We start from the raw sequence: 14343 nt of genomic DNA, 5'->3' as shown, positions 1-14343 counted from the left end.
TCCCACACTGGTTGTTCAACGAACCAGAAATCCCGACCCATCCCCGATTCCTTGTGGGAGCGAGCCTGCTCGCGATGGCGTCGGACCAGCCAATATTGATGTCGCCTGACACATCGCCATCGCGAGCAGGCTCGCTCCTACAAGGGTTTTGTGTGTGTCCGAAAAAGCCCTCGGCTGTCTCGTCTGACAGTTGTTCTCATTCGCTAATTTTTCCGGTCTGCATTCGTTTTAAAGGGATGACGTGCCTTTGTGCTTCCTGCCTACTGATCCGGATGCTGAGAAATGAATGCTGAAGACTCCTTGAAACTTGCTCGCCGGTTTATCGGGTTGCCCCTGGAAAAGCGCCAGATGTTCCTCGCGGCCCTGCAAAAGGAGGGCGTCGATTTCGCCCGGTTTCCGATTCCGGCCGGCATCGAGGCCGAGGACCGTCAGGCGTTGTCCTACGCGCAGCGGCGCATGTGGTTTCTCTGGCAGCTTGATCCGCACAGCGGCGCCTATAACCTGCCCGGTGCGGTGCGCCTGCGCGGTCAGCTGAATCTGCTCGCGCTGGAACAGGCGTTTGCCAGTCTGGTCGAGCGCCACGAAACCCTGCGCACGGTGTTCCAGCGTCAGAATGACGACAGCCTGCTGCAAGTGCCCGCCACCGCGCCTTTGCTGATCAGGCACGAAGATTTCAGCGCACTGCCACCGAGTGAGCGCGAGCAGGCGGTGATGCAGGCCGCCGAAGAGCAATCGCTGGTACCGTTCGATCTGGCAGTCGGCCCGCTGTTGCGCGTGACCTTGCTCAAGCTCGCCGGGCAGGAGCACGTGCTGCTGCTGACCCTGCACCACATCGTCTCCGATGGCTGGTCGATGAACGTGTTGATCGACGAGTTCATCCGTTGCTACGACGCGTTCGACGCCGGGCTCACGCCGCAACTGGCCGCGTTGCCGATCCAGTACAGCGACTACGCGCTGTGGCAGCGACGCTGGCTGGAGGCGGGCGAGCAGGCGCGGCAACTCGAGTACTGGCAAGCGCAACTGGGCGATGAGCATCCGGTGCTGGAACTGCCGCTGGACCATTCGCGCCCGGCGATGCCGAGCTATCGCGGTACGCGCTACGAATTCGCCATCGATGAAGTCTTGGCCGGGCAACTGCGCCACACCGCGCAGCAGCACCAGGTCACCTTGTTCATGCTCTTGCTCGCGGCGTTCAACGCCTTGCTGCACCGTTACAGCGGGCAGCGCGATATTCGCGTCGGCGTGCCGATTGCCAACCGCAACCGAGGCGAAACCGAAGGGCTGATCGGCTTTTTCGTCAACACTCAGGTGTTGCGCACGCAACTGGACGGACAGACCCGGGTCGACGCGCTGCTGCGTGCGGTCAAGGAAACCGCACTCGGCGCTCAGGCCCATCAGGATCTGCCGTTCGAGCAACTGGTCGACGCGCTGAAACTTGAGCGCAGCCTCAGCCACACGCCGTTGTTTCAGGTGATGTACAACCATCAACCGCACGTGGCCGATATCGCCAGCCTCAGCACTGCCTCGGGCCTGGTGCTCGACAGCCTCGACTGGCAGAGCCGCACCACCCAGTTTGACCTGACGCTGGATACCTACGAGCAGGGCGGCAAGCTGCGTGCCGCATTGACCTACGCCAGCGATCTGTTCGAGGCGCCAACCATCGAGCGCATGGCGCAGCACTGGTTGCGCCTGCTTGCGGCGATGGTCGCCGATCCGTCGCAGCGCATCGGCGAATTGCCGCTGCTCGACGCCGACGAGCAACACACCCTGGTGCATGAGTGGAACAGTGTTCACGCGGAATACCCGAGCAGCACGCCGATTCATCAACTGATCGAAGCGCAGGTTGCGCGCACACCGGATGCGCCGGCGCTGGTGTTCGCCGAACAGTCGCTGAGCTACGCCGAGCTGGATGCCCGGGCCAACCGTCTGGCGCATCTGCTGCGCGAGCGCGGCGTGCGCGCCGACAGTCTGGTCGGCGTTTGCGCGTTGCGGTCGATGGAAATGGTTGTCGCGTTGCTGGCGGTGCTCAAGGCCGGCGGCGCTTACGTACCGCTCGACCCGGAATACCCGCAGGAACGTCTGGCCTACATGATCGAGGACAGCGGCATCACTTTGCTGTTGACTCAGGCTGCGCTGCGCTCAGCATTGCCGAGCGGCGCGGTGCAGGTGATCACGCTGGACCAGCCCGATCTGCTCGAAGGCTATAGCGATCAGCGTCCTGACGTCAGCGTCGATCCGTTGAACCTGGCTTACGTGATTTACACCTCGGGCTCCACCGGCAAACCGAAAGGCGCCGGCAACAGCCACGCGGCGCTGGTCAACCGCTTGTGCTGGATGCAGGAGGCCTACGGGCTGGATGCCAGCGATGCGGTGTTGCAGAAAACCCCGTTCAGTTTCGACGTCTCGGTCTGGGAGTTCTTCTGGCCGCTGCTGACCGGTGCGCGGCTGGTGGTCGCCGCACCGGGCGCGCATCGCGATCCGCTGCAACTGATCGACACCATCAACCACTACGGCATCAGCACGCTGCACTTCGTGCCGTCGATGTTGCAGGCGTTCATTCACGAGTCTGGCGTGGAAAGTTGCGTCGGCCTCAAACGCATCGTTTGCAGCGGTGAAGCGTTGCCGCTGGATGCGCAATTGCAGGTTTTCGCCAAGCTGCCACAGGCAGGGCTTTATAACCTTTACGGTCCGACCGAAGCGGCCATCGATGTCACCCACTGGACGTGCGTCGATGAGGGCGCCGACAGCGTGCCGATCGGCCGGCCGATCGCCAACCTGCGCACCCACGTGCTCGACGCTGAACTGCTGCCGGTGCCCAGTGGTGTGGCCGGCGAGCTGTACCTGGGCGGCGCCGGGCTGGCGCGCAGTTATCACCAACGCCCGGCGCTGACTGCCGAGCGCTTCGTGCCGTGCCCGTTCCATCCCGGTGCGCGCCTGTATCGCACCGGCGACCGGGTGCGCCAGCGTGGCGATGGGGTGATCGAATACCTCGGCCGTCTCGACCATCAAGTGAAGTTGCGCGGCTTGCGCATCGAACTGGGCGAAATCGAAACCCGCCTGATGCAGCACCCGCTGGTGCGTGAAGCGGTCGTGCTGGTGCCGGATGGCAAACAGCTGGTCGCCTGGCTGGTGCTGGACAATCCGCAACCGACCGCCGACTGGCAGCAAGACGTCAAAGCCTGGCTGCTCGGCAGCCTGCCGGAATTCATGGTGCCGACCTGCCTGATCACGCTGGAGAAATTGCCGGTCACCGCCAACGGCAAACTTGATCGCAAGGCCCTGCCGCCAGCGGATGCCACGCCACAGCAAGCGTTCGTCGCGCCGCAGGATGCGCTGCAAAAAGCCCTCGCGGCGATCTGGGAAGATGTGCTCGGCCGTGAGCGCGTAGGTCTTGAAGACAATTTCTTCGAACTGGGCGGCGACTCGATCATCTCGATTCAAGTGGTCAGCCGTGCGCGACAGGCCGGCATTCGCCTGAGCCCACGCGACCTGTTCCAGTACCAGACCGTGCGCAGCCTGGCGCGGGTGGCGAGTCTCGATCAACAAACCAGCGTGGATCAGGCTGCTGTAACCGGCGCCGCAGTGCTCGGGCCGATCCAGCAGCATTTTTTCAGTCAGGCGATGCCGGTGCGTGAACACTGGAACCAGTCGCTGCTACTGACCCCGCGCGAAACCCTGAACCCGCAGTGGCTCGACGCGGCGCTGACGCAACTGATCAATCATCACGACGCCTTGCGCCTGCGTTTTGTCGAAGGCGTTGAAGGCTGGCAGCAAAGCCATGGCCCGCTGATCGACAGCGCTGAGCTGTGGCTGCGCGACGCTCAATCCTCTGAAGAATTGCAGACGCTGTGCAACCAGGCCCAGCGCAGCCTCGACCTGCAACAAGGTCCGTTGCTGCGCGCATTGCTGGTGAACATGGCGGATGGCAGCCAGCGTCTGGCCTTGATCATTCATCACCTGGTCGTCGACGGGGTTTCTTGGCGCGTGCTGCTGGAAGATCTGCAGCAGGCTTACGAACAACGGGCGGCCGGTGGCGGCATTCAGTTGCCGGCGAAAACCAACGCGTTTCAGCAGTGGACCGCGCGTCTTGCTGACGAGGCGTCGCACTTCGATGAGCAACTGGCGTACTGGAAAACCCAGCATGAGGGCGCTCGGGATCTGCCCTGCGACCGCCCGCACGGCAGTCAGGAAAATCGCCACGGCGAAAAAATCCAATGGCGCCTCGACGCCGAGCGCACCCGCCAGTTGCTGCAACAGGCGCCGGCGGCTTATCGCACTCAGGTCAACGATCTGTTGCTCACGGCGCTGGCACGCACCGTCAGCCGCTGGAGCCAACAGCCGGGCACGCTGATCGAGCTGGAAGGGCATGGCCGCGAAGATCTGTTTGATGATATCGACCTGACCCGCACCGTCGGTTGGTTGACCAGTCTGTTTGCGGTCAGGCTCACGGCGGCCGAAGACCTCGACGCTTCGATAAAAATGATCAAGGAGCAACTGCGCGCGGTGCCGGACAAAGGTCTGGGCTATGGCGTGCTGCGTTATCTGGCGGCGCCAGCGGTGCGCGCCGAACTGGCAGCGCTGGCGCCACCGCGCATCACGTTCAACTACCTCGGCCAGTTCGATCGCCAGTTCGACGAGGCGGCGCTGTTCGTGCCGTGCGCCGAAACCAGCGGCGTCGCCCAGGATCCGGCGGCGCCTCTGGCCAACTGGCTGAGCGTGGAAGGTCAGGTCTACGGCGGTGAACTGTCGATGAGCTGGGGCTTCAGCCGCGAGATGTTCGACAGTGCAACGGTGCAGGCGCTGGTCGATCAGTACGCCATTGAGTTGTGCGCGCTGATCGAGCATTGCTGCGCCTTGCCGGTTGCGCAGGCGACGCCATCGGACTTCCCGCTGGCGCGCATCAGCCAGGCGCAACTCGATGCGCTGCCGGTGTCGGCAGGTCAGCTTGACGATGTCTATCCGCTGTCGCCGATGCAGCAGGGCTTGCTGTTCCACACGCTTTACGAACAAGCGGCGGGTGAGTACATCAACCAGTTGCGTGTCGATGTGCAAGGCCTCGATCCCGAGCGCTTCCGTGCCGCGTGGCAGGCCACGGTCAATGCGCAGGATATTTTGCGCAGCGGTTTTGTCTGGCAGGGCGAGCTGGCGCAGCCGCTGCAGATTGTTCACAAACAGGTGCAACTGCCATTCACCACGCTCGACTGGCGTGACCGCGATGATCAACCGACGGCGCTCGCGGCACTGGCGGCTGCCGAGCGGCAGCAAGGTTTCGATCTGACGCATGCGCCACTGTTGCGACTGCTGCTGGTGCAAACCGGCGCCGAGCAATGGCATCTGATTTACACCCATCACCACATTCTGATGGACGGCTGGAGCAATGCGCAGCTGCTCGGCGAAGTGTTGCAGCGCTACAGCGGTCGCGCGCCGGCAAACCACGGCGGGCGTTATCGCGATTACATCGCCTGGCTGCAACGCCAGGACGGCCAGTTGAGCGAGGCCTTCTGGACCGAGCAACTGGCTGCGCTGCACGAGCCGACCCGACTGGCGCGCGCGGCCACCGCTGGCAAGCAGGAGAGCGGTCATGGCGATCATTACCTGATTCTGGACGCGCAACGCACGCAACGCCTGGAAGCGTTCGCCCGTCAGCAAAAAGTCACCGTCAACACGCTGGTGCAAGCCGCGTGGCTGCTGTTGCTGCAACGCTACACCGGCCTTGACGCGGTGGCGTTCGGGGCGACCGTGGCCGGGCGTCCGGCCGAGTTGCCGGGCATCGAGCAACAGGTCGGTCTGTTCATCAACACCTTGCCGGTGATCGGCGCGCCGCGCCCGGATCACAGCGTTGGCGACTGGTTGCAAGCGGTGCAGGCGCAGAACCTCAGCCTGCGCGATTTCGAGCACACGCCGCTGGCGGACATCCAGCGCTGGGCCGGGCAGGGCGGCGAAGCGCTGTTCGACAATATTCTGGTGTTCGAAAACTACCCGATTGCGCAGGCCCTGAGTCAGGCCGGGCAGGGGCTGCAATTCGGCGAGGTCGGTAACCTCGAACAGACCCACTATGCGCTCAGTGTCGCCGTCACCCTCGGCGAGCAACTGGCGCTGCACTACAGCTTCGACCGCGGCCAGTTCGCCCAAGAGGTGATCGAAGGCATCGGTGCGCATCTGCTGCAACTGCTCGAGCAATTCGCGCTCTCAGCGACGCGCAACCTCGGTGAAATCGCCCTCGCAGACGCTCAGGAGCATGCCCGCCAGCAAGCCGAAAACCATCCGCAGCCGTACCCGGTGGACATCGGCGTGCATCAGCGCATCGCGGCGCTGGCCGCCGAGCGTCCGCAGCGCACAGCGGTCATCTTTAATGGCCGGCATTTCAGTTACGGCGAGATCGACCAGCGCGCCAATCAACTGGCCCACGCACTGATCGCCCGTGGCGTCGGCGCGGAAACCCGGGTCGGCGTGGCCTTGCCGCGCAGCGAGGCGGTGATCGTTGCACTGCTGGCGGTGCTCAAAGCGGGCGGCGCCTATGTGCCGCTGGATACTCATTATCCGCGTGAGCGTCTGGCCTATTTGATCGAGGATTCCGGGCTGGCGCTGCTGATCAGCGATTCGTCGGTGTCGGCGCAACTGCCGGTCGCCGCGTCGGTGCCGCTGCTGGAGCTGGATCGTCTGGACGTGAGCGAGTGGCCGGTCGCAGCACCGCCGGTAAACCTCGACCCGGACAACCTCGCCTACGTGATTTACACCTCCGGCTCCACCGGCAATCCGAAAGGCGTCAGCGTCGCCCACGGCCCGTTGGCCATGCATTGCCAGGCCATCGGTGAGCGCTATGAAATGTGCGACAGCGACTGCGAATTCCATTTCATGTCGTTCGCCTTCGACGGTGCCCACGAACGCTGGCTGACCAGCCTGACGCACGGCGCCTCGCTGCTGATTCGCGACGACACCTTGTGGACGCCGGAGCAGACCTACAATGCGATGATCGAACACGGTGTGACCGTGGTGGCGTTCCCACCGGTGTATTTGCAGCAACTGGCCGAGCACGCCGAGTGCGTCGGCCAGCCGCCGAAAGTGCGGATTTACTGCTTCGGCGGCGATGCCGTGCCGAGCGCCAGTTTCGAGCGAGTCAAACGCGCGCTGGATCCGGATTACATCATCAACGGCTACGGCCCGACCGAAACCGTGGTCACGCCGCTGATCTGGAAGGCCGGCCGCGAAGTGCCGTGCGGCGCTGCGTATGCACCGATCGGCAGCCGTATCGGCGACCGCAGCGCCTATGTGCTCGACGCTGCGCTGAACCTGCTGCCGCAAGGCATGGCCGGTGAGTTGTACCTCGGTGGCAGCGGTCTGGCGCGTGGTTACCTGAACCGTCCGGGGCTGACCGCCGAACGCTTCGTTGCCGATCCGTTCAGCACCACCGGTGGCTTGCTCTATCGCACCGGGGATCTGGTGCGCCAGCGCGGCGACGGTACCTTCGACTACCTCGATCGCATCGACAATCAGGTGAAAATCCGTGGTTTCCGCATCGAACTCGGCGAGGTCGAAGCCGCCCTGCAAGCCCTTGCCGGCGTGCGCGAAGCAGTGGTGATTGCGCAGGAGGGCAGTGCCGGCAGCGGCAAGCGTCTGGTGGCGTATGTGGTCAGTGATTCAAGCCGTGCCGATTTCACTGACGAACTGCGCGCGCAGCTCGCGGCCAGTCTGCCGGCGCACATGGTTCCGGCGTACGTTTTGCGTCTCGAGCGTCTGCCCCTGACCCCGAACGGCAAACTCGATCGCAAGAACCTGCCGAAGCCGGATGTCAGTCAATTGCAGCAGGCTTATGTGGCGCCGCAAACCGCGCTGGAGCAGCAACTGGCGGCGATCTGGCAAGACGTGCTCAAGCTTGAGCAGGTCGGCATCAGCGACAATTTCTTCGAGCTGGGCGGCGATTCGATCATTTCGATTCAAGTGGTCAGCCGCGCGCGGCAGGCCGGGATTCGCTTCACCCCCAAAGACCTCTTCGAGCACCAGACCATTGCCGCGCTGGCCGTGGTCGCACAGACCGGTGAAGCGCTGCACCTGATCGATCAGCACGCGGTGACCGGCAGCAGCGCGCTACTGCCGATTCATCAGGAATTCTTCGCCCAAGCAATTCCCGACCGTCATCACTGGAACCAGTCGGTGATGCTCAAACCGACGCAGACGCTGAACGCACAGGTGCTGGAGCAAGCGCTGGATGCGCTGGTCGTGCACCACGACAGCTTGCGTCTGCAATTTGTCGAGCAGGCTGACGGTTGGGCCGCGCATTACCGCGACATCGCCACGCAGGCGGGCGAAACCGTCCTCTGGCAGGTTGAGGTCGCTGACCTGGAAGCTTTGCAAGCGCTGAGCGAAAAGGCCCAGCGCAGCCTGCAACTGAGTGGCGGTACGCTGATCCGCGCGGTGCTGGCCGATCTGGCTGACGGTTCGCAACGGCTGTTGCTGATCGTCCATCACCTGGTGGTCGATGGCGTGTCGTGGCGGATTCTGTTCGAAGACCTGCAAAACGCTTATCGGCAGATCAGCGCCGGGCAGGCTGTGCAGCTTCCGGCCAAGACCAGCGCGGTCAAGGACTGGGCAACGGCTTTGCAGGACTACGCTGCCAGCCCTGCCTTGCAAGCAGAAACAGGCTTCTGGCAGCAGCAGTTGCACGGTGCCTCGGCGGCGTTGCCGTACGACCGTCCGGACGGCGGGCAACGACACGATCAGGCGCTGACTATCCGCAGCAAACTGGACCAGAGCCTGACTCGTCAGCTGCTGCAGGACGCACCGCAAGCCTATCGCACGCAGGTCAACGATCTGCTGCTGACCGCGCTGGCGCGGGTGCTGGTGCGCTGGACCGGTGACGACAGGCCGCTGGTGTTGCTCGAGGGTCACGGTCGCGAAGACCTGTTCGAGCACATCGACCTGACCCGCAGCGTCGGCTGGTTCACCAGCGTCTACCCGGCCTGCCTGACGCCGGCCGCCGAACTGGGCGCCTCGCTCAAGCAAATCAAAGAGCAACTGCGGGCGATTCCGCACAAGGGCATCGGCTTTGGCGCGCTGGCGTACCTGGGCGATGAACAGGCACGCCAGACCCTGCAAGCCTTGCCGGTACCGCGCCTGACCTTCAACTATCTGGGGCAGTTCGACAGCAGTTTCGCTGAGGCCGATCAGGCCTTGTTCGTACCGACCGCCGAAGCCGCCGGTGCCGAAGTCAACCTGCAAGGCCCGCTGGGCAATCCACTGGCGCTGAACGGCAAGGTCTTCGGCGGTGAGCTGGACCTGAACTGGACCTACAGCAGCGGCCTGTTCGATGCCGCGACCATTCAGCGCCTGGCCGATGACTATGTGCAGGAGCTGACGGCACTGATCGGCCATTGCTGCGCCAGCGGCAACCGTGGCGTGACGCCGTCGGATTTCCCCTTGGCGCAATTGTCGCAAGCGCAACTCGATGGCTTGGTGCTGGCGCCGCAGAGCATCGACGACATCTACCCGTTGTCGCCGATGCAGCAGGGCATGCTCTTCCACACGTTGCTCGAACACGGCAATGGCGATTACATCAACCAGATGCGCCTCGACGTCGACGGTGTCGAGCCGCAGCGCTTCCGTGCGGCCTGGCAAGCGGCGGTGGACGCTCATGATGTTCTGCGCAGTGGCTTCTTTTGGCAGGGCGATCTGCCGCAACCACTGCAAGTGGTGCAGCGTCAGGTCGAGGTGCCGTTCAGCGTCATCGACTGGCGCGGCAAGAGCGACCTCGACACGGCGTTGCAAACCCTCGCCGACGAAGAGCGAGCGCTGGGCCTGGACCTGAACAGTGCGCCGTTGTTGCGACTGGTGCTGGTGCGCACGGCGACGGATCGGCATCACCTGATCTACACCAACCATCACATCCTGATGGATGGCTGGAGCAGCGCGCAGTTGCTGGGCGAAGTCCTGCAGCACTACCGCGGCGAAGCGGTCGCCAGGCCAGCGGGGCGCTATCGCGATTACATCGGCTGGTTGCAGCGACAGGACGCGGCGGCGGCCGAACATTACTGGCTGGCAACGTTGCGCGAACTGCACGAGCCGACGCGTCTGGCCGATGCCATTGCGCGGCCGAACGACGCTTTGCCGAGCGTCGGTTATGGTGACCATTACCAAGTGCTGGACGCCGACCTGACCCGGCGCCTGAGCGAATTTGCCCGGGCGGCGAAAGCCACCGTCAACACCGTGGTGCAAGCGGCGTGGCTGTTGCTCTTGCAGCGTTACACCGGCAAATCCTGCGTGGCCTTCGGTGCTACCGTGGCCGGGCGGCCGGCCGATGTGCCGGGCGTCGAGGCGCAGATCGGCCTGTTCATCAACACTTTGCCGGTGGTCGCCGCGCCGCAGGCGCAGGACAGCCTCAGCGAGTGGCTGCAAGCCGTGCAGGGGCAAAACCTCGCCTCGCGCGAATTCGAACACACGCCGCTGGCCGACATTCAGCGTTGGGCCGGGCAGGGCGGCGATGCACTGTTCGACAGCCTGATGGTGTTCGAGAACTACCCGATTGCCGAGGCGCTGGAGCGTGGCGCGCCGCAAGGCCTGCGCTTTGGCGCGGTGGTCAATCAGGAGCAGACCAACTACCCGTTGACCCTGCTGGTGAACCTCGGTGAACAGCTGTCGGTGCATTTCAGCTATCAGCGCGACCGCTTCGCCCCGGCCAGCGTGGCGGAGTTGGGCGCGCATCTGCAGCGTCTGTTAACCCAGATGAGCGAGGCCAGCGAGCGTACGCTTGGCGAGTTGCAGTTGGTCGAAGACGCTCAGTGCGATGACACGTCGTTCGTCACTGAACAGTGCGTTCACCATGCGATTGCCAATCGCGCAGCGGCGACGCCCGATGCGCTGGCGGTGACGTTCAGCGACCGTCAACTGACTTACGCCGAACTGGACGCACAGGCCAATCGTCTGGCGCACAAATTGATCGAAATGGGCGTCGGCCCGGAAGTGCGCGTGGGCGTGGCGATGCCGCGTTCCGAGCAATTGCTCATCGCGCTATTGGCAGTGCTTAAGGCGGGTGGCGCCTACGTGCCGCTGGACCCGGATTACCCGGCTGATCGAGTCGCTTACATGCTCGAAGACAGCCGCGCGCGAGTGTTGCTCACCGAGCAAGCGGTTGCCGCGACGTTGAGCGTACCGGCGCAAACCCAAGTGCTGTTGATGGATCAGGTTGACCTGAGCCGCTACCCAACCGTTGCCCCGCAAACGAACGTGCAGCCGGACAACCTCGCCTATGTGATTTACACCTCGGGTTCCACCGGCAAACCGAAAGGCGTGGCGATTGCCCATCGCAACGTCATGGCGTTGATCGACTGGTCGGCCAGGGTGTACAGCCGCGACGATATTCAAGGTGTACTGGCGTCGACGTCGGTGTGCTTCGATTTGTCGGTGTGGGAACTGTTCGTAACGTTGGCCAACGGCGGTTCGCTGATCATCGCGCGCAACGCGCTGGAACTGGCGCAATTGCCGGCGCGCGATCAGGTGCGGTTGATCAACACTGTGCCATCAGCTATTGCCGCATTGCAGCGTGCCGGGCAGATTCCTGCCAGCGTTCGGATCATCAATCTGGCCGGCGAACCGCTCAAGCAAGGCCTGGTCGACGTGCTGTATCAACAGCCGAACGTTGAGCACGTCTACGACCTGTACGGCCCGTCGGAAGACACCACCTACTCGACCTGGACCCGCCGTGTTTCGGGTGGTCAACCGCGTATCGGTCTCGCTCTCGACCACAGCGCCAGTCATTTGCTGGATGCCGATCTGCATCTCGTACCGCAGGGCGTTGCGGCGGAGCTGTACCTGTCCGGCGCTGGCATCACCCGCGGTTACCTCGGCCGCGGGGCGATGACCGCCGAGCGTTTCGTACCCAATCCATTCAGCGGCAACGGCGAGCGGATGTACCGCACCGGCGACCTGATTCGCCAGCGCGAAAACGCCGAACTGGAGTACCTGGGGCGTATCGACCATCAAGTGAAAATTCGTGGATTCCGTATCGAACTGGGTGAGATCGAGACGCGATTGCTCGCTCAAGCCGAGGTTACGCAAGCGGCGGTGCTGGCGGTCGACAGCGATAGCGGCGCGCAACTGGTGGCCTACGTGGTCGCTCCGCAACTGGACATGCAGGACGGCGAAGCGCAGCGGCAACTGCGCGACGGACTAAAGACTGGCCTCAAGTCTTCGTTACCTGACTACATGATTCCCGCGCACCTGCTGTTCCTTGAGCAGTTGCCACTGACCCCCAACGGCAAACTCGACCGCAAGGCCCTGCCAGCGGTGGATGCCAGCCAGGTGCAGGCCGCGTATGTCGCGCCGCAGAGTGAGCTTGAGCAGCAGGTCGCGGCGATCTGGCAGCAAGTGCTTGAGGTTGAACGCATCGGTCGCAGCGATCACTTCTTCGAACTGGGCGGGCATTCGCTGCTGGCGGTCAACGTGGTGTCGCGCATCGCCCTTGAGCTGGGCCTGACGCTGACCCCGCAATTGTTATTCCAGCACCCCGTCCTGAGCGATTTTGTCGCTCGACTCGATACAGGAGGCGGGGCAATCAACGAACAGAAACTGAGCAAGCTGGAAGCCCTGCTTGACGATATGGAGGAAGTCTGATGGACAAGAGTGTTGCTTTGAGGGTAGCCAAGCGCTTTATCACTCTGCCGCTGGACAAACGCAAACTGTACCTGGAGAAGATGCTCGAAGAGGGCGTCTCTCCGGCCAATCTGCCGATCCCGGAGACGCGTTCCGGGTTTGCGGCGATTCCTCTGTCGTATGCGCAGGAACGCCAGTTGTTCCTCTGGCAGATGGACCCGCACAGCAGCGCTTATCACATCCCCAGCGCCTTGCGCCTCAAGGGGCAACTGGACGTCGCCGCCCTGCAGCGCAGCTTCAACGCCGTGGCGGCGCGCCATGAAAGTTTGCGCACCACCTTCACTGAGCACGGCGACAGCTTTTGCCAGGTGATTCACCCGCAGTTGCCATTGAACATCGCCGTGGCAGCGCTGCCCGCAGGCCTCGATGCAGCCGGCAGCGAGGCGGCGATCAAGGCGTTCGTTGAAAGCGAGACGGCGCGCCCGTTCGACCTGCAACACGGCCCGCTGCTGCGCGTGGCGCTGCTCGAAATCGGCGCGGACGACCATGTGCTGGTGTTGATCCAGCACCACATCATTTCCGATGGCTGGTCGATCAAAGTGCTGATCAATGAACTGATCCAGCATTACGCCGCCGACACCGCCGGGGAGCCGCTGAGCCTGCCGGCGCTGGAGGTGCAATACGCCGATTACGCGATCTGGCAGCGCCACTGGCTGGAGGCGGGCGAACGCGAGCGGCAACTGGCGTACTGGATCAAGACACTGGACGGCGAGCAGCCGGTGCTGGAATTGCCGATCGACTTCCCTCGTCCGGCGGTGCAAAGCCTGCGCGGGGCACGCCTGGAACTGAACTTGCCGGCGGCGCTCGGTGATGCGCTCAAGCAACTGGCCCAGCGCGAAGGCGCGAGCCTGTTCATGGTGTTGCTGGCATCGTTCCAGGCCTTGCTGCATCGCTACAGTGGCCAGGCGCAGATTCGCGTTGGCGTGCCGACCGCCAACCGTAACCGCGTCGAAACCGAAGGCCTGATCGGCTTCTTCGTCAACACTCAGGTGTTGCACGCCGAGATCAACGGGCAACTGCCGTTCAACCAGTTGCTGGCCCAGGTCAAGCAAGCGGCGCTGGCGGCGCAGGCGCACCAGGACCTGCCGTTCGAGCAACTGATCGAAGCGCTGCAACCGCAGCGCAGTCTGAGTCACAGCCCGGTGTTCCAGGTGATGTTCAACCACCAGAGCAGCCGTGACCCAGGGCGCAGCGCCGCCCAGTTGCCGCAACTGAGCGTCGAGGATGTGCAGTGGGAAGGGCGCACGGCGCAGTTCGACCTGACCCTTAACACGTATGAATCGAACGACGGTTTTGCCGCCGAACTGATTTACGCGACCGATCTGTTCAAGCCTGAAACGGTCGAGCGTCTGGCCCGTCACTGGCAAAACCTGTTGCAAGGCATTGTCGCCGCGCCGACCCAACGTGTCGGCGAATTGCCGCTGCTGGAGCAGGCCGAGCATGGCGTGCTGCTGCAGGACTGGTTCCGCGTGACGGATCACCGCGCGCACGGCGACTGCGTGCAGCAGGACTTCGCCTTGCAGGCGCAACAGAACCCGCACGCCACGGCGCTGATCATCGGCGATGAGGTGCTGACCTACGGCGAGCTCGACGCCCGCGCCAACCGGCTCGCGCACCAGCTGGTCGAGGCCGGCGTGGGGCCGGACCGACTGGTCGGCATCGCGGTCGAGCGCAGTGCCGACATGCTCGTCGGCCTGCTGG

Annotated in this window: 2 protein-coding genes (1 of these 2 only partly in view); both read left to right on the top strand. The window is 63.7% G+C overall.

The features are described 5' to 3' along the window. Positions 1-282 precede the first annotated feature (282 nt). Positions 283-12603 (top strand): non-ribosomal peptide synthase/polyketide synthase, encoded by a 12321-nt coding sequence (locus J3P75_RS18175; protein WP_434707698.1) that lies wholly within the window; start codon positions 283-285, stop codon positions 12601-12603. Then, positions 12603-14343 carry the 5' end (the start) of a non-ribosomal peptide synthase/polyketide synthase gene (locus J3P75_RS18170; RefSeq protein ID WP_434707697.1) on the top strand. 13247 nt of this gene lie beyond the right edge of the window, so the window shows 1741 of its 14988 coding nt (coding positions 1-1741); it begins with the start codon at positions 12603-12605; the stop codon falls past the right edge of the window. The genes J3P75_RS18175 and J3P75_RS18170 overlap by 1 nt, the downstream gene beginning before the upstream one ends.

This window comes from Pseudomonas sp. R1-1 (genome assembly GCF_051132135.1).
In the GTDB taxonomy this organism is placed as follows: Bacteria; Pseudomonadota; Gammaproteobacteria; order Pseudomonadales; family Pseudomonadaceae; genus Aquipseudomonas.
Note: the sequence above shows the minus strand (reverse complement) of the source record. Positions and strands in the feature narration are given on the sequence as shown.

Excerpts from the sequence above, each read along its gene's own strand:
- J3P75_RS18175 (WP_434707698.1), top strand. The coding sequence starts at position 283 with ATGAATGCTGAAGACTCCTTGAAACTTGCTCGCCGGTTTATCGGGTTG.